The organism is Stenotrophomonas sp. 112478_Sma, from assembly GCF_056479905.1.
Window position 1 is genome coordinate 3,010,569 of sequence record NZ_CM151072.1, and the last position, 26,435, is coordinate 3,037,003.

Here is a 26,435-nt window from a genome sequence, read left to right on the forward strand (position 1 = left end):
GGTCGACACCGATACGTTGAAACAAACCGATACAATGCGCGACCCGCGCGCGGATCCGCCGGCCGCGGCGGCGCCGCCCCCTTGTCCCGCTCCTGCTGAACACGTACCGACGATGCCCTCCGCTCCACCCGCCGCCGATCCAGCTTCCCGACCCGGTTGTACCCAGCACTGGCGCCGGCTGGCCTGGTGGTCCTTGTTCGTGGCGGCGAACGCCGTACTGGCAGCCGTCATCACCCTGGGCAACGTGCCGCTGCGGGACAACCCCGGCGGCCCCGTCGGCCTGGCGTATCTGGCCGTTGCCCTGCCCGGCCACCTGCTGGCGTTCGGCGCGCTGGCCGGCCTGCTGCCGCTGCTGCTCGGACTGTGGGCCCGCAGCGCGCGTCCTCTGAGCATCGGCGCGGTGGTGCTGCAGGGCCTGTGGCTGTGCCTGCTGCTGGTCGATGCCAAGGTGTTCGCGCTGTACCGCTTCCACCTCAATGCCATGGTGGCGAACATGGTGTTCGGCGGCGCGCTGCACGATCAGGTCGCACTGTCGTGGAAGACCTGGCTGCAGGCGATCGCCCTGGTATCGGCCATCTTCGCCGCCGAAGCCCTGCTGGCGTGGGCCTGCTGGAAGCTGCTGCCCGCCCTGCCCCGACGGCGCCACGTCCTGCAGGGATGGACACTGGTCATCCTGCTGATGGCAGGTGGCCAGGTGGCGACCGCCTATTACGATGCACGCGGCGAGCGTGACGTGATCAGCCAGTGGAACTACCTGCCCTGGGCGCAGCCGATCACCGCCAAGAGCTTCATGCGTCGCCTGGGCGTGGTCAGCCAGCAGCAGGCGGGCCTGCCCGACCCCCGCCATGCCCAGCTGCACTACCCGCTGCATCCGCTGCGCTGCCAGAGCCACCAGCGGCCGAACGTGCTGATGGTGGTACTCGAATCACTCCGCCACGATGTGCTGACGCCACAGATCATGCCGAACACCACGGCATTGGCGCAGTCCTCCCGCGTTTACGAGCATCACTTCAGCACCGGCAACGCCACCCGCTACGGCCTGTTCGGCCTGCTCTACGGCCTTCCCGGTGGCTACTGGGCAAGCATGCTTGACGAGCAGCGTGGCTCGCAGCTGTTCCAGGTCCTGGGACAGCAGGGCTATGACCTGCACCTGTACGGCAGCGCGCCGATGTATAGCCCGGAATTCGACCGCACCGTGTTCGCCGATGTCCGTGACCAGCTGCACCAGGGGCCGTCGGCACTGAAGCCCGATGGCCGCGACCGTGCCATCGTCGCGTCGCTGCAGCAGGACATCCGTAACAGCCAGGCCGCGCAGCGCCCGTGGTTCGGTTTCGTGTTCCTCGACTCCACCCACGCGCCCTACCACCTGCCGGCCGACTATCCGCCCCTGGCCACGCCGATGGCCGCGGACATCGACTTCCTCAAGTTCGGGCCGGACCACGATCCGACGCCGGAACTGAACCGCTATCACACCTCCGTCCACTACGCCGACAGCCTGGTCGGATCGCTGCTCGATACCCTGCGTGCGCAGGGCCTGGAGCAGGACACCATCGTGCTGGTCACTGGCGATCACGCAGAGGAGTTCAACGACCTCGCGCTGAACTACTGGGGCCACAACGGCAACTTCTCCGACTACCAGTTGCAGGTGCCGTTCGTGCTGCACTGGCCGGGCGAGGCAAGCGGCCGTGATGCGCGCACCAGCTCGCATGAGGACTGGGTGCCCACGCTGATGCGGCACGCCCTGGGCTGCGAGAACCCGCTGGCCGACTACAGCACCGGCCAGGATCTGCTGGCGGCCCCGGAAGGGCTCCGTGCCCTGGTGGTGGAGAGCTGGTCGCAGCGCGCCGTCCGCCACGGCGATGCCCTCTACGTGTTCGACAAGTTCGGCAATGCCACCGCGCTGGATCGGCACTATCGCCCACTGCCACAACAGGCGCCGGACGCAGCCGCGATCCGTTCCGCCTGGGAAGCGCTGACGCGCTTCCGCAATCGTTGATATCAAGGATCGAGTCCGCATGAAACGTTCGCTGCGCATCCTGCACACCGAAGCCGCCAAGGGAATGGGCGGGCAGGAGATCTACATCTTCCGCCACATGCAGGCCATGCGCGCGCGCGGCCACGACGTCTCGCTGCTGTGCCAGCCCGAGGCACGGCTGGCGCAGCTGGCGCGCGATGACGGCTTCACCGTGCATACGCTGCGCATGGGAGGGCTGGCGCGCCTGCTGCGCGGCATCTGGTCGGTTTCGCGCCTGGTGCGCCGCGAACGCTATGACGTGGTGAACACCACCAGCCGTCGCGACGCCTTGATTGCCGCCGCCGGCGCCCGCCTCGGCGGTGCGCCGCTGGTGGTGCGCTCGCGCCACCTGATGAGTCCGGTCAACTCGCTGCTGACCTATACCGGCCTGCCGCACCGGGTGCTGACCGTCAGCAGCTTCGTCAAGCAGCTGCTGGCCGACCGTGGCATTCCCGCTGAGCGCATCGGCATCGTGCCGCCGATCGCGGTTCCACCGCGCTGGACCGATATCCGCAAGGAAGATCCGTGGCAGTGCCTGCAGGACGTGCGTGCCGAAGTCCGTGCCGAGCTCGGCTTCGGCGAACAGGACATCGTGGTCGGCTGCGTGGCGGTGCTGCGCGAGCCCAAGGGCCATGCCGATCTGCTGCAGGCAATGGTGCCGCTGTGCAAGGCCAATCCGAACCTGCACCTGGTGGTGATCGGCGACGGGCAGCCGGTGATGGAGCGCCTGCAGGCGATGTGCGCCGAGCACGGCCTGCAGTCGCAGGTCCACCTGCTCGGCTACCGCGACGGCGCCTGCCGGCTGATGGCCGGCTTCGATATCTTCGCCCTCGCCTCGCACAAGGAAGCCGCCGGCACCGTGTTTCTGGAAGCGGCGTACGTCGGCGTGCCGATCGTGGCGACGCGGGTTGGTGGCGTGCCGGAGATGGTCGTGGACGGCAGCAATGCGATCCTCACCCGGCTGGGCGACAATGCTGCCCTGACGGGCGCTCTGCGCCTGCTGGTGGACGATCCGGAACGGCGCCGGCAGATGGGCCGTGCCGGCTGGGAATGGATGCGCGCTGCGCACCGCTTCACACCCACCGGCCACGGCGAGACCACCGAACACTACTACCGCCAGTGGCTGAAGGAGCTGGGACATGGCTGATGCCCGAACCGTACCGGTGCTGATGCACCATCACGTCAGTCCGTCGCCCGGCATGATCACGGTGTCGCCGGAGAATTTCGAAAGCCAGATTGCCTGGCTGGCCAACAGTGGCTGGACCTCACTGACACTGGAGCAGTACGCCGGGTTCCTGGCCGGCAGGCCGGTGCCGCGCCGGTCGATCGTCATCACCTTCGACGATGGCTACCTGGACAACTGGGTCTACGCGCATCCGATCCTGCAGAAGTACGGCATGCACGCGGTGGTGTTCGTGGTCACCGGATGGATGGGCGAAGGCCCGGTGCGGCCGCATGCAGGCCTGCCCGGCGCGGTACTGCCGGCAACGCCGGACCATCGCGGCTGCGAGGCCGCCATCTACGAGCAGGGGCGCAGCGACGATGTGATGATGCGCTGGAGCGAAGCGCGCGCGGCGATCGACGCGGGCACCTTCGAGGTGCATTGCCATACCCACACCCATACACGCTGGTTGCGCCGCGAAGACCTGGACCGCGCGCAGCGCCGGGCCGGCATCAGCAACGACCTGGCACTCTCGCGCCAGGTCCTGCAGGACAAGCTGGGCGAAGTTTCGGACACATTGTGCTGGCCGTACGGTGACTTCGACGATGACCATGTCGAAGTCGCGCGCGAGCAGGGGTTCCGTTACCTGCATACCACCCACCCGTTCGGCCGCAACGTGATCGGCGGCGATCCCGAACGCATCTACCGCTTCGCGATCCGCAACCGGCCGGCCAGCTGGTTGCGCAAGCGCATCGCGCAGAGCTACAACCCGTTGATCGCGCCGCTGTTCAACGGCTTCAAGGCCCGCCAGAAGAAGATGGTGCCGGGCCCCTGAGTCCGCCTCGGCCCAGCAGCGGCCCTCTGAACAGAAAACGCCCCGGTCGTCCGGGGCGTTGTCCGTTGCGGAACCACCTGCGGGCTCAGGCCGCGGCGGCGGCCTTCACTGCGGCCGACAGGCGATCCAGCGTGTCCTGCATCAGTGTTGCGTCATCGGCCTCGACCGTCACCCGCACCACCGGCTCGGTGCCGGACGGGCGCAGGAATGCGCGCCCACGGCCGGCCACGGCCTGCTGCGCCTCCAGCAGTGCCGACTGCACGCTTTCGGCCTGCACGGTGGTCTTGGCCGAGACATTGCCCAAGCGCACGTTCACCGTCTTCTGCGGGACCTTCACCAGCGGCTGCAACGCCTGCCGCAGCGTCTGTCCGCTGCTGCGCAGCGCAAGCAGCACCTGCAGCGCACTGACGATGCCGTCACCGGTCGTGGCCCGGTCCAGGCACAGCAGATGGCCCGACGCTTCGCCACCGAGCACGCCGTCACCTTCGATCAGTGCCTGGTGCACGTAGCGGTCGCCCACGTTGCTGCGCTGGAACGGAATCTGCAGGTCGGCCAGCGCCTTCTCCAGTCCATAGTTGCTCATCAGCGTGCCGACCACCGGCCCACGCAGGCGACCTTCCGCCTGCCAGGTGCGTGCCAGGATGTACAGCAGGTCATCGCCGTCGACAGGATTGCCCTGGTCGTCAGCCATCAGCACGCGATCGCCGTCACCGTCGAAGGCGATGCCGAGATCGGCACGGGTCTCGCGGACCTTGGCGGCGAGGTTGTCGATATGGGTCGAACCGACGCCGGCATTGATGTTCACCCCGTTCGGCTCGGCACCGATGCCGATGACCTCGGCACCCAGCTCGCGGAACAGCAGCGGGGCGATCTGGTAGGTGGCACCATGCGCGCAGTCCAGCACCAGACGTACGCCACGCAGATCGAACGCACGCGGCACGCTGGCCTTGCAGAACTCGATGTAGCGGCCTACCGCCTCGCGCGCGCGCGACGCCTTGCCCAGCCGCTCCGATTCGGCCGTGGTGAACGGCACGTCCAGTGCGGCTTCCAGCGCCAGTTCGGTGGCGTCGTCCAGTTTCTCGCCCTGTGCGGAGAAGAACTTGATGCCGTTGTCGTAATGCGGATTGTGCGAAGCACTGATGACGATGCCTGCATCAACGCCCAAGGTGCGGGTCAGGAACGCCACCGCCGGGGTGGGCATCGGGCCCAGCAGCTGCACATCTGTGCCGGCGGCGACCAGGCCCGCCTCCAGCGCCGCCTCGAACATGTAGCCGGAAATGCGGGTGTCCTTGCCGATCACCACGATCGGGCGGCGCCCGTCCTGGCCGTGCCGGGCCACCAGCACGCGGCCCAGCGCATTGCCCAGGCGCAGCACGAAGTCGGCCGAGATCGCTCCCTCACCGACACGTCCGCGGATGCCATCAGTACCGAAGTACTTGCGGCCTCCCATCAAGCCACCTCCGGCGCCGGCTGGCGGCCCAGCATCGCCAGCAGGTCGGACAGGCGGTCACGCATTTCGCGGCGGTCGCAGATCTGGTCGATGGCACCATGCTCCAGCAGGAATTCCGAACGCTGGAAACCTTCCGGCAGTTTCTCGCGCACGGTCTGTTCGATCACGCGCGGCCCGGCGAATCCGATCAGCGCCTGCGGCTCGGCGATGTTGATGTCACCCAGCATCGCGAACGAGGCCGACACGCCACCGGTGGTGGGATGGGTCAGCACCGAGATGTACGGCAGGCCGGCTTCACGCAGCTTGCCCAGCGCAGCCGAGGTCTTGGCCATCTGCATCAGCGAGAACAGGCCTTCCTGCATGCGCGCGCCGCCACTGGCGGAGAAGCAGACGTAAGGCGCGCCGATCTCCACGGCAGCCTCGGCCGCCAGCGAGAAGCGCTCGCCGACCACCGAACCCATCGAACCGCCCATGAAGGCGAAATCGAACGAGGATGCGACCAGCGGACGGCCCTTGAGCAGGCCGCGCATGGCGATCAGCGCGTCGTACTCGCCGGTGTTCTTCTGCGCGATCTTGATGCGCTCGCTGTACTTCTTCTGGTCCTTGAACTTCAGCAGGTCGGTCGGCCCCAGGCGCGCGCCGATCTCGGTGGTGCTGTCCGCATCGAACAGCGCGGCCAGGCGCGCGCGCGCGCGGATCGCCATGTGGTGACCGCACTTCGGGCAGACCTCCAGGTTCTCTTCCAGTTCCGGCCGGTACAGCGCGCTGCCGCAGTTGCTGCACTTTTCCCACAGGCCCTCGGGGACGCTGCGCTTCTTGCTGGGGGTGTTGTCGGTGCGGATGCCGGACGGCATCAACTTGCTGAGCCAACTCATGCGGGAGGACACTTCCGTTCAGGGCGGCCCGGGGGCCGCAAAGGCGGACAGTCTAGCTCCGCTTTCCCCGCCCGTGCACCCCTTGCCGGCCTGTGGGCGGCGGCGGAAAAACCATGCTGGGACGTACGTTTAGCGCAGGCAGCGCCGGGCCACGCCCGGCGGATACGCCGTAGCGCACCGTCGGGCATGGCCGGGCGCTGCCGTCAGGCGTCCAGGGCCTGGCGCAGGGGCGCCAGGAATGCGTGCGCCCGCTGGGCCGCCTCTTCGGCCGAGGTCGCTTCGGCCAGTGCCGCGACCAGGGCGCTGCCCACCACCACACCGTCTGCCTCGCGCGCCATGGCCGCCGCACTGGCGGCATCGCGGATGCCGAAGCCGGCCACCACCGGGACCGTGGCCCGTTCACGCAGCGCCTGCAGGCGTACGCTGGCGGCCTCGCTGTCGAGGCGGTCGGACGCACCGGTGACACCGGCAAAACTGACGTAGTACAGGTAGCCCCGCGCCAGCGCGAGCAGCTTGTCCGCGCGTGCCGGGCTGGTGGTCGGGGAGGCAAGCAGGACCAGGGCCAGGCCTTCCGCATCAAAGGCCTGCTGGGCTTCGCCGGCTTCCTCCGGCGGCAGGTCGACCAGCAGCACGCCATCCACGCCGGCGCTCACCGCGGCCTTGGCGAATGCCGCGTAGCCATGGATCTCCACAGGATTGAGATAGCCCATCAGCACCACCGGCGTCTGCGCATCGCGCTGGCGGAACTGCGCTACCGCCTGCAGGACGTAACGGCTGCCTGCACCGCGCGCCAGCGCACGTTCGGAACTGCGCTGGATGGTCGGGCCGTCGGCCATCGGATCGGAGAACGGCACCCCCAGTTCGATCACATCGGCGCCCGCCTCAACCAGTGCATGCATGACCGGCACGGTTGCTTCCAGCAGAGGATCGCCAGCGGTGACGAAGGGAATCAGTGCCTTGCGCTGCTGTTCGCGCAGGCGCTGGAAACAGGCGTCGAGTCGGGATACGGGCATGTCAGATACATCCTTCGATCAGGTCAACGGCGCCGCTGGCGCCCCAATGCATTCTGGATACGGTGCCATCCACGATCTCCACGCGGATCGCCAGATCGGAACCGGGGTCCTGCCAGAGCAGGGATTCGCCGGCGTCGGCATCAACGCCCAGCGCAGCTGCGATGACGCCCCGCGGCATCTGCTGCAGCACCTGCGCACGCGGCATGTCCAGGCGCAGTCCGAACGGCCCGGGCTGGGTCACCACCAGGCCCGAATCGTCGATCGGAGCCAGGTCGAAACGCACCACGTTGCCGTCCTGCACCAGCATCGCCACGCCCTCGGGCAGCGTGCCGCGCTCGTAATAGTCGCAGCGCCCGGCCGTCGCCTCGGCGAGGCCAGCCGAGTGCCACTGCGCCTCGGCCTGCAGTTCGCTGAAAGGCTGGCCGATCAGCACCTCGCCGGCATGGTCCAGCGCGACCGAAGCCACCGTCGGCGCGGGCCCGTCATCCGTGACCTCCCCTGCTGCAGGCAACGGTGCATCCTCGATCGGGTGATGGGCGGCATCGTCGTCGTTGCTGGCCACCTGGCGGGCCGGGGCGATGGCCGCCGGAGACGTCGCCGCGGGCGCCAGCACCGGCGGATCGGGCGGCGTGCAGCCGCCCAGCCCCACTGCCAGTACCAGCGCGCCACCATGGCGCAGCATGGGACTCACAGCACCAGCCCTTCGCGTGCGGCGATGGTATGCACGTCCTTGTCGCCACGCCCGGACAGATTGCACAGCACGATCTGGTCGCGCGGACGCTCGCGCGCCAGCTTGATCGCCTGCGCCAGCGCGTGGCTGGACTCCAGCGCCGGCAGGATGCCCTCGGTGTGTGCCAGCAGATGGAAAGCCTGCAGCGCTTCTTCGTCGGTGATGCCGAGATAGCGCGCGCGCCCGCTGTCGGCCAGGAACGCGTGCTCCGGGCCGACCCCCGGATAGTCCAGGCCGGCCGACACCGAGTGGGTCTCGATGATCTGGCCGTCGTCGTCGCACAGCACGTAGGTGCGGTTGCCATGCAGCACGCCGGGACGCCCTGCTGCGATCGAGGCGGCATGGCGGCCTGTGTTGATACCGTCACCGGCCGCTTCGGCGCCGACGATCTCGACCTGGCGGTCGTTGAGGAAGGCATGGAACAGGCCGATCGCGTTGCTGCCGCCCCCCACGCATGCCGTGATCGCATCCGGCAGCCGGCCATACTCGGCCAGCATCTGTTCGCGTGCTTCGCGGCCGACGATGGCATTGAAATCGCGCACCATGCGCGGATACGGGTCCGGGCCGGCCACGGTACCGATGATGTAGAAGGTGTCCTGCACGTTGGTCACCCAGTCGCGCATCGCTTCATTGAGCGCATCCTTCAGGGTCGCCGAACCGGAGGTGACCGGCACCACCGTCGCGCCGAGCAGCTTCATCCGGTAGACATTGATCTTCTGCCGCTCGATGTCGGTGGCGCCCATGTACACCACGCACTCCAGGCCCAGGCGTGCGGCAACGGTGGCGCTGGCGACGCCATGCTGGCCGGCGCCGGTCTCGGCGATGATGCGCGTCTTGCCCATCCGCGCCGCCAGCAGCGCCTGGCCGATGGTGTTGTTGATCTTGTGCGCACCGGTGTGGTTCAGGTCCTCGCGCTTGAGCAGGATCTGTGCGCCGCCGACGTGGTCGCTCAGGCGCTGGGCGTGATAGATCGGGCTCGGCCGGCCCACGTAATGAGCCAGATCGCGGTCGTAGGCCGCCTGGAACGCGGGGTCCTGGCGGGCCTGGTCATAGGCCAGGGCCAGCTCCTGCAACGGACCGACCAGGGTTTCGGCGACAAAGCTGCCGCCATAGCGGCCGAAGTGGCCTTGGGCATCCGGGAAGGCGTGGTAGTCGGCAATGGGGGAGGCAGACATGGCAGGGACCGGTGATTCAGACAGGTGGATACTCTAGCGCACGGGTCATGACCGGAAAATGGATATTATCTGGCACCTATCGTCAGGAAATCTCACATGAGCCGATCCCTGCTGCCGCCACTCAATGCGCTGCGCGCGTTCGAGGCCACCGCCCGTCTCGGCGGTGTGGGCCGTGCCGCGCAGGACCTGCATGTCACCCACGGTGCAGTCAGCCGGCAGCTGAAGCTGCTGGAGGATCATCTGGGCCTGGCCCTGTTCCAGCGCGCCGGGCGTGGCCTGCGCCTGACCGCATCGGGAACACTGTTGCAGGCGGCCTGCAGCGAAGCCTTCGCCGGCATCGAAGACTGCGTGCGCGAGCTGCGGCGGCCCGCGGCGTCGCCAGCGCTGGTACTGGGCTGCAGCGGCAGCGTGCTGGCGCGCTGGATGATTCCGCGCCTCCCCGCCCTGCAGGCCGCACTGCCCGGTGTGCGCCTGCAGTGGTCGGCACTGGACGGCAGCTTCACCGAGGCGCAGGCGGCACTGGATGCGGTCCTGCTGCTGGCGCAGGGGCCGTGGCCACGGGGCTGGCAGGTGCGCGAGCTGGCGCCCGAGCGGGTTGGCGTGGTGGTGGCACCGTCACATCCGGCGGCGCAGCGCCTGCGCCATGTGCCGCCCTCGGCACTGCTGCAGGAGACGCTGCTGCACACCAGCTCACGGCCACAGGCGTGGCCGACGTGGGCGCAGGCGCACGATCTCGACCCCGCCCGGCTGCGGCTGGGCACGGGTTTCGAACACCTTTACTACCTGCTGGAAGCGGCGGTGGCCGGGCTGGGTCCAGCGATCGCGCCGGAGCCGCTGGTCGCTGAGGATCTCGCGGCAGGCCGGCTGCTGGCCCCATGGGGTTTCGCCGCCACGGGCGGCTTCTGGGTCCTGGCGCGGCCGGAGGGCCAGGCCGACGCACGCGTCGACGCCCTGGCGGACTGGGTCGCGGCCCAGCTGAGGTAACGTGACGCCGCAGCCTCCCGGTCCTACTCCAGCACGGTGCAGTCGGCGCGGCGCACTTCCTCGACGAAGGTGCGCATCCTGTAGCCGTCCTTGATGCCCGGCTCCAGTTCAATGCCGCTGGAGACGTCGACGCCCCACGGAAGGGTCGCCAGCACCGCGTCGTACACATTGTCCGGGGTCAGACCGCCGGCCAGCAGGAATGGCCGATGCAACCCGGTCGGAATGCGGGTCCAGTCGAATGCAACACCGGTACCGCCACCGCCCCCCGGTGCATGGCTGTCGAACAGGAAGCCGGCCGCGCTCGGATAGCGCAGTTGCAGGGTACGCGCGTTGACTTCCTCACGTCCCCCCATCGCGACCGCCTTCAGGTAAGGCATGTTGAAGCTGCGGCAGAAGCTCTCGTCCTCCTCGCCATGGAACTGCAGCAGGGTGGGCCGCACGGTGCGCAGCACTTCGCGCACCTCTTCCTTGCTGTTGTTGCGGAACAGCGCCACCACGTCGACCATCGGCGCGATCGCCTGGCGCATCGCGCGCGCTTCGGCGGGCGCAACCCGGCGGCTGCTCTCGCGGGCGAAGATGAAACCCACCGCATCCACGCCGAGCTCGCCGGCCAGGCGCACGTCGCCGGCACGGGTCATTCCACAGAACTTGATGCGTGTACGGTAGTAGGAGCGGCTCATAGCGTGACCTCGGCGGGCAGATGCCAGTTGTCGGGGTACAGCGGTCCAAGAAACACCAGGCCCTGCGGCGGTGCAGTGGGACCGGCTACGGTGCGATCCCTTCCGGCCAGCAGCTCGGCGATCCACTCCACCGGTTTCTCGCCGCTGCCGACCAGGATCAGCGAACCGACGATATTGCGAACCATGTGATGAAGGAATGCATTGCCCTGTACCGCCACCTCGATCACCTCGCCGTGGCGGCTGACCTGCAGTGACTGCAGCTCGCGCCGCGCATGCAGGGCCTGGCACTGGACCGAGCGGAACGCGCTGAAGTCGTTCTCACCCAGCAGCGCCTGCCCGGCCGTGTGCATCAGCGTTGCGTCCAGTGCGCGACGCTCCCAGCTCAGCGTCTGCCGGTCCAGCGCCGGCCGTACTTCGCGATTGAGCAGCCGGTAACGGTAGCGGCGCGCCCGCGCTGAGAACCGCGCATGGAAATCCTCCGCCACCGGTACGCACCAGCGCACCGCGATCGAGCGCGGCAGGCGGGTGGTGGTACCCAGCATCCAGGCGCGCGGGTCGCGCACTACGTCGGTATCGAAATGCACGACCTGGCACTGGCCATGCACGCCGGCGTCGGTTCGGCCAGCGCAGACCACCTGCAGCGGCGCGTCGGCCACCGAAGACAGGGCCTGCTCAAGACTGGCCTGGACGCTGGGACCGCCCTCTCCCAGGTTCTGCCAGCCTCTGAAATCGCTGCCGTCGTACTCGACGCCAAGCGCATAACGCATGTGCTACCTCGATGTTGCGGAGTGGACGACGCTCAGGCCGGATCGCGTTCCGACCAGACCGCCAGTTCATTGCCACCGGGTTCGACGAACTGGAAGCGGCTGCCGCCCGGGAAGGAGAACACCGGCCGCACCACCTCACCACCCGCCTGGCGCACGGCCATTTCGACCGGGGCCAGCTGATCGGCGTACAGCACCAGCAGCGGGGCGCCTTCGGTGGCGCGTTGCGGCTGGCCGCGGAAGAAGCCCCCCTGCAGGCGACCATCGTCGAAGGCGGTGTAGTCGCTGCCGTAATCGACGAACGACCAGCCGAACACCTTCTCGAAGAAGGCACGGCTGGCGGCCGGGTCGCGGGACGCGAACTCAACATAGTCGATGCGACGCTCGCGGGTCATGGCAGGGTCCTTGTCGAAGGTATCGGTCACGGCAGCCGGGCCAGCAGCTCGCGCGCCTGCGCCTGGCAGTCCGGGTCGCCCCCTTCGGCAACCTCCAGCAGCAGGGTACGCGCGGTCTGTGCGTCGCCCAGATCCAGGTAGGCGATCGCCAGCTCCAGGCGTTCCTGCCCGGCGCGGGGCGACCAAGTGTCGCCGGCATCCTCCACCGACGGGGCGTCGTTGTCCTGCAGATCGGCGGGCAGGTCGAACACGCCGCGGAACTGCGGCTGCTGCTCGGCATGCAGCGCGTAGTCCGGGACCGAAACCCCGGAATCGGCTTCCTGGGCCGTCGGCCGGCCAACACCCCTCTCGTCCACCGGTTCGTCCCAGCGCGGCAGGTCGGTCACGGGTTCCGGCAACGGTGCCTCGTCCTTGCCATCGCCCGACGGCTGCTTGTCCGTGCCGCCCGATCCGTCTTCGGATCGGGCGTCGGCGATCGTCGCCCAGGCCGGCATCGCCGGCTCCTGGCGCCCGCTGTCGGCATCGGCGGTAGACCACGCAGACTGCTCGGCCAGCGTATCGAGCGCGGCACCGGCCGGCACGGCCGCCGCCAGAGCTGCAGCATCGTCCTCCTCGCGCAGCGGCGGCAGCGGCGATGGCTTGCGACGGCGCAGCAACCATGCGGCGCCTGCCAGCACCAGCAGCACCGGCAGTCCCAGCCAGTACCACGGCGTTCCGGCGTCACGCGCGCCCGGCGCCTGTGCCAGCCGTTGCTGGGCCGCCGCCAGGTCGTTGTCCTTCATCGCGATCAGCGACTGCTGCTGTGCCTTCAGCGTTTCCAGTTCGGCCACACGCTGTTTCAGCTCGCCGATCTCGGCATCGCGGGTGGCGATGTCCTCGCGCGCCTGGCGAAGTTGTTCGTTGCCCAGCATGTCACCCTCGCTGCCGGCTCCGGTGCCGGTGGTTGTGCCCGCGTGCGCGGCGTCGGACGCCAGCGCCGGGGCGATCTCGAGTCGTGCCCCGGCCGCGGCGGCCGGAGAAGTGGCCCGCGCAGCGACCGCAGGTGCAGGAACGCCTGCCGGCTGCGGCACGGTACGCGCCTGCCGCCACTGCGCGGCGTGTTCGCGGACCAGGGCACCGGCTTCGGCCGCATCCACCGCCGCCAGCGCGTCACTGCCGGGCATGCGCAGTACCGCACCCTGTTTGAGCAGGTTGATGTTGCCCCGGATGAAGGCCTCGGGATTGGCACGCAGCAGCGCAATCATCGCCCGGTCGCGGCTGACCTGGTTGCCGCGGGCGACCGCGCTGGCGATCTGCGACAAGGTCTGCCCGCGCTGCACGGTAATGCTGCCATCGGCAGCCGGCGGCAACGACGGTGCAGCGGCAGCGCGCGGACGCACCGGTGCAGCCGCCGTGGTCGCACTGGCCGGCGTCCCGCCCTGTGCAGGCGCCGGTACCGCCGCCTCAGCGGGCGGATCGCGGGCGATGGTATTGGAGAGCGTGCCCGCCGGTGCGACGATTTCCGGTTCCGCCACGGCCAGCGCGCTGGAGGGCGCATCGATCAGGGCCGAATACTCGCGCACCAACCGTCCCTGCCCCCAGTCGGCCTCGACCAGGAAGCTCAGCGACGGCGTCTCCACCGGCATCTGCGAGGTGACCCGCACCACGGCCCGCCCCTGCGCATTGCGGGTCAGCTCGAACTGGAGCTCGCCCACCAGGCCGGTCGGCTGTTGCAGGCCGACACGTTCGAACGTGGCTGGCGATGCCAGCGCCACGCGCAGATTCTCCAGCTCCGAAGGATCGGCGGACACCACCGGAATCTCCGCCAGCAGCGGCTGACCGGGTCTGGACAGGACGCGGATGTCGCCCAGCCCCAGCGCGAACACCGGACTGCTGGCCAGAGCCAGCAGTGCGGCAGACAGATAGGTGAGCGGGCGCGATGCGCCCTTGGCCCGTTTATTCATGGGCGACACTATAAAGCGTGCGGACCGGGGTCCGCACGCACAGAGCAGCCCAGGGAGCCCGGGCTGTCGATCAACGCTGCTCGGCAGCGACCAGCTCTGCCAGCTGCACCGCGTTCAGGGCTGCGCCCTTGCGCACGTTGTCCGACACGATCCACAGATTGAGGCCACGCGGATGCGACAGATCCTCGCGGATGCGGCCGACGTACACCGCATCGGTGCCCGATGCGTGGGTGACCGGCGTCGGATAGCCGCCGGCTTCATGGCGGTCGACCACCTCGATGCCGGGCGACTGTTCAAGCAGCGTACGGGCCTCGGCCACGGTGACCTTGTCGCGGGTCTCGATCGCCACCGACTCGGAATGGCCGTAGAACACCGGCACGCGCACCGCGGTCGGGTTCACCAGGATGCTGTCGTCGCCCAGGATCTTGCGGGTTTCCCACACCAGCTTCATTTCTTCCTTGGTGAAGCCGTTGTCCTGGAAGTCGTCGATGTGCGGGATCAGGTTGAAGGCGATCTGCACCGGGAAACGCTGCGGATCGATCTCCTGGAAACTCAGCAGCTGGCCGGTCTGCTTGCCCAGCTCCTCCAGTGCGGAGCGTCCACCGCCGGACACCGACTGATAGGTGGAGACGTTGATGCGCTCGATGCCATAGCGACGATGCAGCGGCGCCAGCGCGACCAGCATCTGCATGGTCGAGCAGTTGGGGTTGGCGATGATGCCGCGCGGACGATTGCCGATCTGGTCCGGATTGACCTCCGATACCACCAGCGGCACGTCATCGTCGTAACGGAAGGCCGAGGAGTTGTCGATCACCACCGCACCGGCGGCGGCGAACTTCGGTGCGTACTCCTTGGAGACGCTGCCACCTGCGGAGAACAGGGCGATCTCCACACCCTTCGGATCGAAGCTCGCCAGGTCCTGGATCCTGACCTTCTCGCCGTTGAACTCGACCTCACCACCGGCCGAACGCTCGGAGGCAAGCAGGCTCAGGGTTCCGACCGGGAAACCGCGCTCGGCCAGGATGGCCAGCATGGTCTCGCCGACGGCGCCGGTGGCACCGACGATGGCGACATGGAAGCGGCGTTGTGCATTGCTCATGGGGGAACTCTCAAGAAAACGGATGGGAAAAATTCACGCACGACAGCTGGGTTCGGGGAACCTCCTCGGACGGAACGCGCGGAGGCTCCCTATCGTTTCCCGTTTTTTTTGCCCAGGGCGGCACGTGCGGCCAGCGCCGCGTCGGCATTGATCGCGCTCGGCATGTGCGCCGGCCCGCCGCCCAGGCCGAGCGCGGCCAGCAGGTTGTCCACGGCCCGCTGCACCATCGCCGTACGCGTGGCCAGCGAAGCGCTGCCGATGTGCGGGGTCAGCACGACGTTGCGCAGCGCCAGCAGTTCCGGGCGTACGGCCGGCTCGCCTTCGTAGACGTCCAGCCCGGCAGCGGCCAGGCGCCCATGGGCCAGTGCATCGGCCAGCGCTGTTTCGTCGACCAGGCCTCCGCGCGCGATGTTCACCAGCGTGGCCGTCGGTTTCATCTTCGCCAGCGCAGCGGCGTCGATCAGGTGGTGCGAGGCCGGGGTGTAAGGCAGCACGAGCACCAGATGGTCGGACTGCGCCAGCAGCGTATCCAGATCGACATAAGCGGCACCGACTGCTGCTTCGGCATCTGCTGGCAGTCGCGAGCGGTTGTGGTACAGCACCTTCATGCCGAAACCATGCGCGCCACGACGGGCGATGCCCTGGCCGATCCGCCCCATGCCGAGAATGCCCAGGGTGCTGCCGTGGATGTCGGCACCGAGCATGGTCTGGAACGACCATTGCTGCCAGTGCCCTTCACGCAGCCAGCGCTCGGATTCGGTGATCCGGCGCGCGGCGGCCATCAGCAGTGCGAAGCCCAGATCGGCGGTGGTCTCGGTAAGCACGTCGGGGGTATTGCTGGCCAGGATGCCCGCCGCGCTGAGCGCGGTCACATCCAGGTTGTTGTAGCCCACGCCGACGTTGGCAACGACCTGCAGCCGCGAGGCATTGGCCAGCTCGGCCGCGCCGATACGCTCGTTGAGGGTGATGATCGCGCCATCGGCGCTGGCCAATTGTGCGGCGATCTGCTCAGGCGACCACACGGTGACGGCGTCGGTGGTGCGCAGCTGCACGCGATCACGCAGCGGCGCGATGGCCGCCTCGATCAGCGGCTGGCTCACCCACACCGTCGGCCGCGTTTCAGCCATCGACCTGCCCGGGAATGCGGGGCGTGATGGTGCCGACATCGCCGCATTGCGCGCGGTGACGCAATGCCTGGTCCATCAGCACCAGCGCCACCATCGCTTCGGCGATCGGCGTGGCGCGGATGCCGACGCAGGGATCATGGCGGCCAGTGGTGACCACTTCGACCACGTTGCCGGCGGTGTCCAGCGATGGGCCCGGCAGGCGCAGGCTGGAGGTCGGCTTCAACACCATCGACGCAACCACCGGCTGGCCGGTGGAAATGCCGCCCAGGATGCCGCCCGCGTGATTGCTGGCGAAACCCTGCGGGGTCAGCAGGTCACGGTGTTCGGTGCCCTTCTGGGCCGCGCTGGCGAACCCGTCGCCGATCTCCACGCCCTTGACCGCGTTGATGCTCATCAGCGCCGCCGCAAGCTCGCCATCGAGCTTGCCGTAGATCGGCTCGCCCCAGCCCGGGGGCACGTTGTCGGCAACCACGTCCACGCGCGCGCCGACCGAATCGCCGGACTTGCGCAGCGCATCCATGTACGCCTCCAGCTCCGGCACCTGCGCGGCGTGCGGCCAGAAGAACGGATTGTCTTCCACCGCCGACCAGTCGAAACCTGCAGGAGTGATACCGCCCAGCTGCGACAGATACCCGCGCACGGTGACGCCGAAGCGCTCGGCCAGCCACTTCTTGGCGACCACGCCCGCGGCCACGCGCATGGTGGTCTCGCGCGCCGAGGAACGGCCACCGCCCCGCGGATCGCGGATGCCGTACTTGTGCCAGTAGCTGTAGTCGGCATGGCCCGGCCGGAACTGCTGGCCGATGTTCGCGTAGTCCTTGCTGCGCTGATCGGTGTTGCGGATCAGCAGCGCGATCGGCGTTCCGGTGGTCAGGCCCTCGTACACGCCGGACAGGATCTCGACCTCATCGGCCTCGCGCCGCGCCGACGTGTGCCGGCTCTTGCCGGTGGCACGGCGCTGCAGATCGTGGGCAAATTCGGCCGCATCCAGCGCCAGCCCGGGCGGACAGCCATCGATCACGCAGCCGATGGCCGGCCCGTGCGACTCGCCGAACGTGGTGACGGTGAACAGCTTGCCGAACGAATTGGAGCTCACGGTCGTTGCGCCGCCAGTTCGGTGATGCGGGCGCTGTGGGCGATCAGCTCGCGGCATTCGACCGCGAAAATGCCCATCTGCCCGACCTTGAACTCGATCCAGGCGAAGTCCACTTCCGGCAGCAGCTTGACCAGGTGCTGCTCGGACTCGCCCACTTCGCAGATCAGCAGGCCGTCCTCGCTCAGGTGCAGCGGCGCATCGCGCAGGATCTTCAGCACCAGATCCAGGCCGTCATCGCCGGCACGCAGGCCCATTTCCGGCTCGTAGGAATATTCCTGCGGCAGGGCATCGGTCTCGTCGTTGGTGACGTACGGCGGGTTGGTGACGATCAGGTCGTAATGGCGGCCGGTCAGGCCACTGAACAGGTCGGACTTGATCAGCGTGACGTTGTGCGCCTGCAGGCGCTCCTTGTTCTCTTCGGCCAGCGACAGTGCGTCGTCGCTCAGGTCCACGCCGTCCACCTCCCAGTTCGGGTAATAGTGGCCCATTGCGATGGCGATGCAGCCCGAACCCGTGCACAGATCCAGCGCGCGGCTGACGTCGCGGCCGGCCAGCCATGGTTCGAAACCACACTCGATCAGCTCGGCGATCGGCGAACGCGGCACCAGGGCGCGCGCGTCGCTCTTGAAGCTCAGGCCGGCGAACCACGCCTCGCCGGTCAGGTAGGCGGCCGGGATACGTTCGTCGATGCGGCGCTGGAACAGCTCCAGCACCCGCACCTTCTCCTCCTGCAGCAACCGCGCCTGGCCATACGCCGGGCCCAGGTCATGCGGCAGGTGCAGGCTGTGCAGCACCAGTTGGGTCGCCTCGTCCAGGGCGTTGTCGTAGCTGTGCCCGAAGGTCAGCCCGGCGGCGTTGAAACGGCTGGTGCCGTAGCGGATCAGGTCGATGATCGTGTGGAGTTCGGCGGCCGTTTCAGCGGTCATGGCGGTACTGCGGGCAAAGTGGCCCCCGATTATAGGGGCTGGCGCCTGCGCCGGCATCCGTTGCGACGGAAACGATCAGGCCGCAGCCGGTATGATGGGGACCACTTCGCGCGGGGGCTCCCATGTTCAATCGCAACGTCGGCATCATCCTGCTGATCGCCCTGGCGGCGGGCCTGGGCCTGCTCGCCGCGCAGCAGGTCTTTGCTCCGAAGCCCCCGGCCGGCCAGCCGGCCACCGAAGCGATCACCCTGTACCCGCAGCCGCGCGAGCTGCCCGACTTCAACCTGGCCCAGTCCGATGGCACGCGGCTCATTCCGGGCGAGCTGAAGGGCCATTGGACCCTGGTGTTCCTGGGGTTCACCTTCTGCCCCGACGTGTGCCCGACCACCCTGGCCGAACTGGCCGGTGCGCAGCAGCAGTGGGAAGCACTGCCCGACGGGCTGCGTCCGCGGGTGCTGTTCGTCTCCGTCGATCCCGAGCGCGACAGCGCCACCCGCCTTGGCGAGTACGCGCACGGCTTCCACAGGGACACCCTGGCGGCCACCGCCGACGTCCCTTCGCTGGAACGCTTCGCCACCGCACTGGGCTTCGTGTTCCAGAAGGTGCCGGGCAAGCATTTCGATGAGAATCCCGAGGATTACACCGTCGAGCACTCGGCCAGCCTGGCCGTGCTCGATCCGCAGGGCCGGCTCGCCGGCCTGGTGCGCCCCCCGTTCAACGCGCCGGCGATCGCCCGCGACCTGCAGAAGCTGACCGAGAAAACCGCCCCATGAGCCTCACCACCGCCCTGACATACGCCCTGCCCCATCGCCTGTTGTCCTCGATGGCGCGCTCGCTGGCGTACTCGGACAACCCGCGCGTGTCGCGCTGGCTGATCGACACCGTCAGCCGCAGGTTCAACGTCAATCTGGACGAAGCCGCCAACCCCGACCCGCGCAGTTACGCCACCTTCAACCAGTTCTTCACCCGTGCGCTGAAACCGGGTGCACGCGTGGCCGATGCCGATCCGCGCACCCTGGTGATGCCGGCCGACGGCCGTGTCAGCCAGCTCGGCAACATCGAGGCCGGCCGCATCTTCCAGGCCAAGGGCCAGTCGTTCACCGCCGCCGAGCTGCTGGGCAGCGCCGAGGACGCCAAGCCGTTCAACGACGGCCTGTACGCGACCGTCTACCTGTCCCCGCGCGACTACCACCGTGTGCACATGCCCTGGACCGGCACCCTGCGCGAGACCGTGCATGTGCCAGGCCGCCTTTTCAGCGTGGGTCCGGCCGCCGTGGCAGGCGTGCCACGCCTGTTCGCACGCAACGAGCGCCTGGTCTGCCATTTCGATACCAGCTTCGGCCCGATGGTGAGCGTGATGGTCGGCGCGCTGCTGGTCTCCGGCGTGGAGACAGTGTGGAGCGGCGAGGAGATCCCTCAGTACGGTGACCGCATCACCCGCAAGGACTATCGCGGCCAGGGCATCCGCCTGGAGCGCTTCGCGGAGATGGCACGCTTCAACTATGGCTCGACCGTGGTCGTGCTGCTGCCGCCGGGCGTGGCGGAGTTCGCTCCACACCTGGCTGCGGAGTCACCGGTGCAGCTGGGCCAGGCCCTGGCCACGCTGCGCTGACAATCCCGCCACCGGGTTGCTGCGCAGCGCCGGGCACGCGCCCGGCACTACGCACAGGCCCCTACTGCAGGGTGGGGGCCGGGCCGACGTCCATGCCGTCGTAGTCTTCCACACCCATCTGCGCTGCCAGCGCTGCCAGCTCCTGGTTGCGGCGATCCAGCGACGCTTCGTCGTGGACCTCCACGCGCTCCACATGCAGCACGTGGAACGGCGCGTCCCCCTCGTCCGGCTCCTGCTCGAACACCTCCACCAGGGTGTAGCCCTGCGCCTGCAGATGCGCGGCCAGTGCCTGCAGCGGCTCGGCAGTGGAATGCACGAAGAAATAGCCCCACAGCAGCGGGCCGCTGATGTCCCAGTCGGTGTTTTCGCGCAGATTGGCGAACAGGTTGCGGGTTGCTTCAAGGTCCATGGCAGTTCCAGAGGTCGTGGAGATTACTTTTCGCAGCCCTGCAGCTTCAGCACCTGGCCGTGGCGCAGGCTGTAGGCCGGTGCCTTCAGACCGTTGGCGCGTGCCAGCGTCGGCACGTCGCACTGGAACTTGGCCGCGATGCGGCCCAGCGTCTCGCCGCGGCCGACCTTGTAGCTGCGTGCCGGCTTCGGTCGCGCGGCCGGTGCCGGCCGAGGCGCGGCCACTGCCGCCACCGGTGCCGTCGGTACGCTGGTCGAACTGGCTGCATCGGCCACCGGCACCACGCCGCCCACCGCCACGCTGCCGGTGTAGCTGGCAGCGCTTGGCCGCACGATGGCGGCGTTGAGGTCGGCCGTAATCAGGGTGCGCGCCAGGTCGGCACGCGGTCCGCTCACGCAGTTGCGCTGATACAGGCTCGCGATGCGGGTGGTTGCGTTGATCAGGGTGCCGGCCGGAATCCAGCCATCGGCCTCATAACGCGGATTGAGGTTGCGCAGCGCACGCATGTAGCCATCACGGGTGCCGTGGCTGCCCAGGCAGATGGTCAGCTCGTAGATGGTGGTCGAGCGCGCCAGGCGCAGGGTGGCCGGCTGCGCGCTGATCTTCGGGAACTCCACGCCGTACTGCTGGGGGTGCAGGAAGATCCACGCCGCAGCGATCACCATCGGCACGTAATCCTTGGTTTCACCGGGGAACTGGTTGTAGACACGGTCGACCCAGAAGCTCTGCCCCGGATTCTCGCGCGCCACACGCAGGGCGCGCCCTTCACCCCCGTTGTACCCGGCCAGCGACAACTCGATGTTGTTGTTGAGCTCGCGCATGCGCTCGTTGAGATAGGTCGCACTGGCTTCAGCAGCGCTGTGGGCATCAAAGCGGGTATCGAACCCGGTGCCGTCCGGACCGAGGCCGAAACGCCGCCCGGTGGCCGGCATGAACTGCATCAGGCCGGCGGCGCCAGCGCGCGAGGACGCATGCACGCGCCCATTGGATTCCTTGGCCATGATGCCGAACAGGAGCGCTTCGGGCAGGCCGCGCTTCTCCCACTCCGGCCACATCACGGCACGCAGGTTCTGGTAGTTCTCGTAGCTGGTCAGCAGCGCCGGACGCATGTCGGTCAGCCAGCGGCGGATGCCGGCCTGGACGGCCGGGTTGTACTCGACCATGTTGTCGAAGGCGTGCCGCTTGTCGTTGAGCAGTGCCGCTGCGCGTGCGGCTTCCGGCACGTCGGCGGTCAACGGACCGATATGGTCGGGGTCGGCTTCCAGCCGCTCGGCGGGCAGTTCACCGCCCTCGTCTTCCGCGGCCGCATCGGCATCGCGCTTGAGCAGGCGCTTGTAGGTGGCCAGCATGTTGCTCATCTGACAACCCTTCTGCTTCACGCACTCACTGATGACATCCTCCATGTCCTCCAGCGCCGCGTCGGCCTCGTTGCTGCCCTTGGGGTCGGCGTTGGCCACCAGCAGCAGCGCATCGCTGTAACGCTTCTCGGCAGCCGTCATGCGCTGCTGCAGGGCATCTACCTTCACTTTGTCCCGGGCGGAAACCCGCTGGGCGTGGGCATCGGGGGCCAGGGAAACCAGGCCAGCCAGGGCCAGCAACGGCCAGGTGCGGGAAATCAGGACAGGAACGGGCATTTTTGGCACTGTGTGCGAAACAGGCAGGCAGAGTAGCGGCGCCGCCAAGGTCGGGGCAAGCCGACCTTCGGGCCGTCATCGCTGCCGGTTAACATTGGGCGCATTCACCACAAGGGCTGGACCATGGATCCGATTCTGCTCGGCAAAGGCATCACCGACGATGTGGCCGTTACCCTGCTGCCGAAACTCGGCAACCGCCACGGGCTGGTGGCGGGCGCCACCGGCACCGGCAAGACCGTGACCCTGATGACCCTGGCCGAAGGATTCTCGCGGCTCGGGGTTCCGGTGTTCCTCGCTGACGTGAAGGGCGATGTGTCCGGCCTGGCCGTGCCCGGCACGGGCAGCGAAGCGCTGCTGAAGCGCGCCGCGGACATCGGCGTGGCCGACTATGCGCCGGCGGGCAGCCCGGCCATCTTCTGGGACCTGTACGGAAAACTCGGCCACCCGGTGCGCACCACCGTCAGCGAGATGGGGCCGACCCTGCTCGCGCGCATCCTCGAATTGAATGACACCCAGGCCGGCGTGCTGGACATCGTGTTCAAGCTGGCCGACGACCGCGGCCTGCTGTTGCTGGACATGGATGATCTGCGGGCCCTGCTCGGCCTGGTCGCCGAAGAGCGCAAGGACATTTCCACCGAGTACGGACTGGTCAGCGCGCAGTCGATCGCAGCGATCCAGCGTGCCGTGCTGCGGCTGGCGCAGGACGGCGGTGAGAACTTCTTCGGCGAGCCGGCACTGGAACTGGCCGACATCATGCGGGTCAATCACGACGGCCGCGGTGTGATCGGCATCCTCGCCGCCGACCAGCTGGTGCTCAAGCCCAAGCTGTACTCGACCTTCCTGCTCTGGCTGCTGTCGGAACTGTTCGAACAACTGCCGGAAGTGGGCGACCTCGACAAGCCCAAGCTGGTGTTCATCTTCGACGAGGCCCACCTGCTGTTCGACGATGCGCCTTCCTCGCTGGTGCAGCGCATCGAGCAGGTGGTGCGGCTGATCCGCTCCAAGGGCGTGGGCGTGTACTTCTGCTCGCAGTTCCCCGACGACGTGCCCTCCAACATCCTGGGCCAGCTCGGCAACCGCGTGCAGCACGCGCTGCGGGCCTTCACGCCGCGCGACCAGAAGGCGGTCAGGACCGCCGCCGAAACCTTCGTGCCGAACCCGAAGCTGGATGTCGCCAAGGTGCTGAGCCAGCTCGGCACCGGTGAAGCACTGGTTTCCACGTTGCAGGACAAGGGCGTGCCGATGCCGGTCCAGCAGACGATGATCGCGCCGCCCCGCTGCCGGATGGGGCCGGTCACCGAGGCCGAGCGCGCACAGGTGCGTGCCGGCAGCCCGGTCGGCAGCCGCTACGACACGGCGGTCAACCGTGAATCGGCCGCCGAGCTGCTGGCCCAGCGGGCGCAGAAGAGCGTGGAGCAGGCCCAGACCCCGGCCGCGCGCAGCCGCGAGCAGGACGAGGCACAGGAAGGTGGATTCGGCCAGGCGATCAAGGATGCGATCTTCGGCACCAAGCGTCGCCAGGGCATGATTGAAACCATGGCCAAGCAGACCACGCGCACGGTCGGGACCAAGCTGGGCAACCAGATCGTGCGCGGCATCCTGGGCGGCATCTTCGGCGGCAAGCGCTGAGGCCCTTTCGTATTCCTGAGAAGAAGCTGTATTACATGTCCCGTTGGCGTCCGCCCGCAGAGAAAAGCACCGCCCTGATCACCGCCGCCGGCCACGCCCGACTGAAAGCCGAGCTGGACGACCTGTGGCGGGTACGCCGGCCCGAGGTGGTGAAGGCGCTGGCCGCTGCCGCCGCCGAGGGCGACCGCTCGGAGAACGCCGAGTACACCTACCGCAAGAAGCAGTTGGGTGAAATCGACCGCCGCGTGCGCTACCTGACCAAGCGGCTCGAATCGCTGCGTGTGGTCGATACCACGCCGACCGATCCACAAGCGGTGTTCTTCGGTGCATGGATCGAACTGGAGAACATCGACAGTGGTGAGACCAGCCGTTACCGCATCGTTGGGCCGGATGAAACCGACGCCGGCCTGGGCTGGATCAGCATCGACTCGCCGCTGGCGCGGGCCGTGCTGAAGAAGCGCCTGGACGATGAATTCTCGGTGGAACTGCCGGGCGGCCGGTTCACCTTCGCGGTGATCAGCGTCGAGTACCCGTCTTCGTAACACCGAGCCCTCCCGGCGTTGCTGTCAATCCAGCGCCGGGCATGGCCCGGCGCTACCGGGGCAAGAGCGGCGGCGGGTACAGGCGGCCCTGCCGCAGCGGGCGGAAGTAGTCGGCGTTGCCATGGAAGGCGGCGTCCTGCTGCGGGTGCCAGCCGGGGATTCCGGCCAGTGGCAGCGGGCGCAGCTGCAGCGGATCGGTCACCGTCGCGCCCTGCTCGATCGCCCGGGCCACGGTCTCGATGCAGGCACCCTCTTCATCGCCGCGCACCACCACGCACTTGCCGACCAGCAGGCGCCCCGGCAGCAACGCCTGTTCCATCAGTGCATGGCCGAACACCGCGGCGATGGTGATGCGACCGGCCTGCCAGTGCGGCGGCGCGAACAGCATCGGCCAGTCGTGGGCGTCCCACGCAGCGATCAGCGCATCGTCCTGGACGCACACGATCACGCCGGTCTCGTCGAACTGGGTCAGCGCCGCCTGCGCGCGATTGCGTTGACCGGTTGGCATCGTGGCGACATGCAGGCATTGCCGCCTGTTGAGCACGTGCTTCAGCTGCGGGTGACACGCCCATACCAGTGCATTGAACAGATCGTGCCAGCTCGCCGCACGGGTGGCGATACGCCCCTGCGCGATGCGCGTTTCGTAGTGCAGGCCATCGGCCAGCAACGCTGCATCCTGCTCGACCAGTCGCCGCCCGCGCAACGCCAGCCGCGCATCCAGCTCGGCAACGGTCGGCCAGCGGTCGCCGGACAGAAGATCGCGGAAGGCACGCACCCGGGCAAACAGCGGATGATCGAACACCGCCGGGTCCACCGCCGCGCGCGGCGGCGGCACGAATCGCCGAGGGCTGCCAGCGTGGCCAGCAGCACCCTCGGCCATGATCAGAGCACCTTCAGGTCGAAGGCCGGGCGCGTGGTCGGCGGCAGCGCGTCGCCATACAGATCGTGCTCGTCGCTCTCGGTGATTTCCACGTTGATGAATTCGCCTACGCGCAGCGGCACCTGGTCGGCATTCTGGATATGCACCAGTCCATCGATTTCCGGTGCATCGGCCCTGGAACGGGCCACGGCGATGTCACCTTCGATGGCATCGACCAGGCACTGCTGGACCGTGCCGATCTTGGCCTCCAGACGTGCGGCCGAGATCTGTGCCTGCTTTTCCATGAAGCGCGCCAGGCGCTCCTGCTTCACCTCTTCCGGGACAGGGTCCGGAAGAGCGTTGGCGGTAGCACCCTCGACCGGCGAATACGCGAACGCACCCACGCGGTCCAGCTGCGCCTCATCGAGGAACGACAGCAGCTCCTCGAACTCCGCTTCGGTCTCGCCCGGGAAACCGACGATGAAGGTCGAACGCACGGTGATGTCCGGCGCGATGCGACGCCAGTTCTGCACGCGCTCCAGCGTCTTCTCCACCGCACCGGGGCGCTTCATCAGTCGCAGGATACGCGGGCTGGCGTGCTGGAACGGAATGTCCAGGTACGGCAGGATGCGGTTCTCGGCCATCAACGGCACCACGTCATCCACGTGCGGGTACGGGTACACGTAGTGCATGCGCACCCACGCGTCCAGTTCGGACAGGCCCTCGCACAGCGCCTTCAGGCGGGTCTGGTAGGCCTTGTCGCGCCACATCTTCTCGGCGTACTTCACGTCCACGCCGTAGGCGGAGGTGTCCTGCGATACCACCAGCAGCTCACGCACACCGCCCCGGACCAGGCGCTCGGCTTCGCGCAGCACTTCATCGACCGGGCGCGAGACCAGCTTGCCGCGCATCGACGGAATGATGCAGAAACTGCACGCGTGGTTGCAGCCTTCGGAAATCTTCAGATAGGCGTAGTGGCGCGGGGTCAGCTTGATGCCGTAGTCGGGCACCAGGTCCACGAACGGATCATGCCGGGGCGGTAGCGCCTCATGCACCGCCTCCATCACGCTCTGGTAGTCCTGCGGGCCGGACACCGCCAGCACGTTCGGGTACGCCTCACGGATCTGTTCGGGGCGCTTGCCCAGGCAGCCGGTGACGATGACCTTGCCGTTCTGGTTCATCGCCTCGCCGATGGCGTCCAGCGACTCCGTCACCGCCGAATCGATGAAGCCACAGGTGTTGACCACCACCACGTCGGCCGAGTCATAGGACGGGACGATGTCGTATCCCTCCGACCGCAGTTGGGTCAGGATGCGCTCGGAATCGACAAGGGCCTTCGGGCAGCCAAGGCTGACGAAGCCGACTTTGGGGTTCAGCTGGGACATGGAATCGCGGGACTCTGGGGGCCTGGGCCCCTGCCGGAGTGGCAGGGGTTCCTGGGGGCCGGGGCCTGAAAGGGCGCCAGTATACCGGGGTTGAGGG

At 68.1% G+C, this 26,435-nt stretch carries 25 protein-coding genes; 8 read left to right on the forward strand and 17 right to left on the reverse strand.

Annotation, left to right across the window (positions count from 1 at the left end):
- Positions 1-112: 112 nt before the first annotated feature.
- Genes ACZK08_RS13825 through ACZK08_RS13835 form a run of 3 tightly spaced genes read left to right on the forward strand, consistent with a single transcriptional unit; the run spans position 113 to position 4,011 of the window.
- Positions 113-1,996, forward strand: a complete 1,884-nt coding sequence (locus tag ACZK08_RS13825) for a DUF3413 domain-containing protein (RefSeq protein ID WP_065181851.1) — start codon at positions 113-115, stop codon at positions 1,994-1,996.
- 19 nt (positions 1,997-2,015) lie between these two features.
- A complete protein-coding gene (locus ACZK08_RS13830) occupies positions 2,016-3,161 on the forward strand; it encodes a glycosyltransferase family 4 protein (protein ID WP_053520079.1) in 1,146 nt (381 codons plus the stop codon).
- The gene (locus tag ACZK08_RS13835; RefSeq protein WP_065181850.1) at positions 3,154-4,011 is read left to right on the forward strand and encodes a polysaccharide deacetylase family protein; all 858 of its coding nucleotides are present in this window, start codon (positions 3,154-3,156) and stop codon (positions 4,009-4,011) included. Before ACZK08_RS13830 ends, ACZK08_RS13835 begins: the two co-directional genes overlap by 8 nt.
- Positions 4,012-4,096: 85 nt before the next feature.
- On the opposite strand, the gene glmM is transcribed toward ACZK08_RS13835, so the two are convergent.
- The 5 genes from glmM to trpB all read right to left on the reverse strand — a co-directional run bounded on the left by glmM (position 4,097) and on the right by trpB (position 9,254).
- Positions 4,097-5,461 (reverse strand): phosphoglucosamine mutase, encoded by a 1,365-nt coding sequence (glmM, locus tag ACZK08_RS13840; RefSeq protein ID WP_053520077.1) that lies wholly within the window; start codon positions 5,459-5,461, stop codon positions 4,097-4,099.
- Entirely contained in the window at positions 5,461-6,336 is an 876-nt protein-coding gene (gene accD, locus ACZK08_RS13845; protein WP_053520076.1) for an acetyl-CoA carboxylase, carboxyltransferase subunit beta, read from the reverse strand. Before accD ends, glmM begins: the two co-directional genes overlap by 1 nt.
- A 203-nt stretch (positions 6,337-6,539) precedes the next feature.
- A complete protein-coding gene (gene trpA, locus ACZK08_RS13850; protein WP_065174902.1) occupies positions 6,540-7,349 on the reverse strand; it encodes a tryptophan synthase subunit alpha in 810 nt (269 codons plus the stop codon).
- A 1-nt stretch (position 7,350) separates the two neighbouring features.
- A complete protein-coding gene (locus ACZK08_RS13855) occupies positions 7,351-8,040 on the reverse strand; it encodes a hypothetical protein (protein WP_065181848.1) in 690 nt (229 codons plus the stop codon).
- Positions 8,037-9,254, reverse strand: coding sequence for a tryptophan synthase subunit beta (gene trpB / locus ACZK08_RS13860; RefSeq protein ID WP_065181847.1), 1,218 nt, complete (start codon positions 9,252-9,254; stop codon positions 8,037-8,039). Before trpB ends, ACZK08_RS13855 begins: the two co-directional genes overlap by 4 nt.
- 96 nt (positions 9,255-9,350) lie before the next feature.
- Here trpB and ACZK08_RS13865 point away from each other — a divergent pair, with 96 nt between their 5' ends.
- Positions 9,351-10,238: a LysR family transcriptional regulator gene (locus ACZK08_RS13865; protein ID WP_053520072.1), complete on the forward strand. Its 888-nt coding sequence runs from the start codon at positions 9,351-9,353 to the stop codon at positions 10,236-10,238.
- Positions 10,239-10,261: 23 nt separating this feature from the next.
- Here ACZK08_RS13865 and ACZK08_RS13870 read toward each other — a convergent pair whose 3' ends face one another.
- The 8 genes from ACZK08_RS13870 to prmB all read right to left on the reverse strand — a co-directional run bounded on the left by ACZK08_RS13870 (position 10,262) and on the right by prmB (position 18,268).
- On the reverse strand, positions 10,262-10,918 hold the full coding sequence (locus ACZK08_RS13870; protein WP_053520071.1) for a phosphoribosylanthranilate isomerase: 657 nt from the start codon (positions 10,916-10,918) through the stop codon (positions 10,262-10,264).
- On the reverse strand, positions 10,915-11,685 hold the full coding sequence (gene truA / locus ACZK08_RS13875; protein ID WP_053520070.1) for a tRNA pseudouridine(38-40) synthase TruA: 771 nt from the start codon (positions 11,683-11,685) through the stop codon (positions 10,915-10,917). The genes ACZK08_RS13870 and truA overlap by 4 nt, the downstream gene beginning before the upstream one ends.
- A 32-nt stretch (positions 11,686-11,717) precedes the next feature.
- A complete protein-coding gene (locus tag ACZK08_RS13880; RefSeq protein ID WP_065174912.1) occupies positions 11,718-12,077 on the reverse strand; it encodes a VOC family protein in 360 nt (119 codons plus the stop codon).
- Between the two features lie 26 nt (positions 12,078-12,103).
- On the reverse strand, positions 12,104-14,020 hold the full coding sequence (locus ACZK08_RS13885; RefSeq protein ID WP_065181846.1) for a motility hub landmark protein FimV: 1,917 nt from the start codon (positions 14,018-14,020) through the stop codon (positions 12,104-12,106).
- 70 nt (positions 14,021-14,090) lie between these two features.
- Positions 14,091-15,119, reverse strand: coding sequence for an aspartate-semialdehyde dehydrogenase (locus ACZK08_RS13890; RefSeq protein ID WP_065181845.1), 1,029 nt, complete (start codon positions 15,117-15,119; stop codon positions 14,091-14,093).
- 89 nt (positions 15,120-15,208) lie between these two features.
- Positions 15,209-16,246 (reverse strand): 2-hydroxyacid dehydrogenase, encoded by a 1,038-nt coding sequence (locus tag ACZK08_RS13895; protein WP_065181844.1) that lies wholly within the window; start codon positions 16,244-16,246, stop codon positions 15,209-15,211.
- Entirely contained in the window at positions 16,239-17,342 is a 1,104-nt protein-coding gene (gene aroC / locus ACZK08_RS13900; RefSeq protein ID WP_053516854.1) for a chorismate synthase, read from the reverse strand. Before aroC ends, ACZK08_RS13895 begins: the two co-directional genes overlap by 8 nt.
- A complete protein-coding gene (gene prmB / locus ACZK08_RS13905) occupies positions 17,339-18,268 on the reverse strand; it encodes a 50S ribosomal protein L3 N(5)-glutamine methyltransferase (RefSeq protein ID WP_053516852.1) in 930 nt (309 codons plus the stop codon). The genes aroC and prmB overlap by 4 nt, the downstream gene beginning before the upstream one ends.
- Positions 18,269-18,390: 122 nt before the next feature.
- On the opposite strand from prmB, the gene ACZK08_RS13910 reads away from it, so the two are divergent.
- Positions 18,391-19,041, forward strand: coding sequence for an SCO family protein (locus ACZK08_RS13910; protein ID WP_065181843.1), 651 nt, complete (start codon positions 18,391-18,393; stop codon positions 19,039-19,041).
- Positions 19,038-19,880: an archaetidylserine decarboxylase gene (gene asd, locus ACZK08_RS13915; protein WP_053516850.1), complete on the forward strand. Its 843-nt coding sequence runs from the start codon at positions 19,038-19,040 to the stop codon at positions 19,878-19,880. Before ACZK08_RS13910 ends, asd begins: the two co-directional genes overlap by 4 nt.
- A 61-nt stretch (positions 19,881-19,941) precedes the next feature.
- Here the strand turns inward: asd and ACZK08_RS13920 are convergent, their stop codons facing one another.
- Both ACZK08_RS13920 and ACZK08_RS13925 read right to left on the reverse strand, forming a co-directional pair.
- The gene (locus tag ACZK08_RS13920; protein ID WP_053516848.1) at positions 19,942-20,289 is read right to left on the reverse strand and encodes a ribonuclease E inhibitor RraB; all 348 of its coding nucleotides are present in this window, start codon (positions 20,287-20,289) and stop codon (positions 19,942-19,944) included.
- A 23-nt stretch (positions 20,290-20,312) separates the two neighbouring features.
- The gene (locus ACZK08_RS13925; protein WP_065174896.1) at positions 20,313-21,923 is read right to left on the reverse strand and encodes a transglycosylase SLT domain-containing protein; all 1,611 of its coding nucleotides are present in this window, start codon (positions 21,921-21,923) and stop codon (positions 20,313-20,315) included.
- Between the two features lie 123 nt (positions 21,924-22,046).
- Here ACZK08_RS13925 and ACZK08_RS13930 point away from each other — a divergent pair, with 123 nt between their 5' ends.
- Positions 22,047-23,552, forward strand: a complete 1,506-nt coding sequence (locus ACZK08_RS13930) for a helicase HerA-like domain-containing protein (protein ID WP_053516846.1) — start codon at positions 22,047-22,049, stop codon at positions 23,550-23,552.
- Between the two features lie 35 nt (positions 23,553-23,587).
- Complete coding sequence (gene greB / locus ACZK08_RS13935; RefSeq protein WP_053516845.1) at positions 23,588-24,094, forward strand: transcription elongation factor GreB; 507 nt, start codon at positions 23,588-23,590, stop codon at positions 24,092-24,094.
- A 52-nt stretch (positions 24,095-24,146) separates the two neighbouring features.
- On the opposite strand, the gene ACZK08_RS13940 is transcribed toward greB, so the two are convergent.
- Positions 24,147-24,980: a DUF3025 domain-containing protein gene (locus ACZK08_RS13940; RefSeq protein WP_428992329.1), complete on the reverse strand. Its 834-nt coding sequence runs from the start codon at positions 24,978-24,980 to the stop codon at positions 24,147-24,149.
- Positions 24,977-26,338, reverse strand: a complete 1,362-nt coding sequence (gene rimO / locus ACZK08_RS13945; protein ID WP_053516842.1) for a 30S ribosomal protein S12 methylthiotransferase RimO — start codon at positions 26,336-26,338, stop codon at positions 24,977-24,979. Before rimO ends, ACZK08_RS13940 begins: the two co-directional genes overlap by 4 nt.
- Positions 26,339-26,435: the final 97 nt, after the last annotated feature.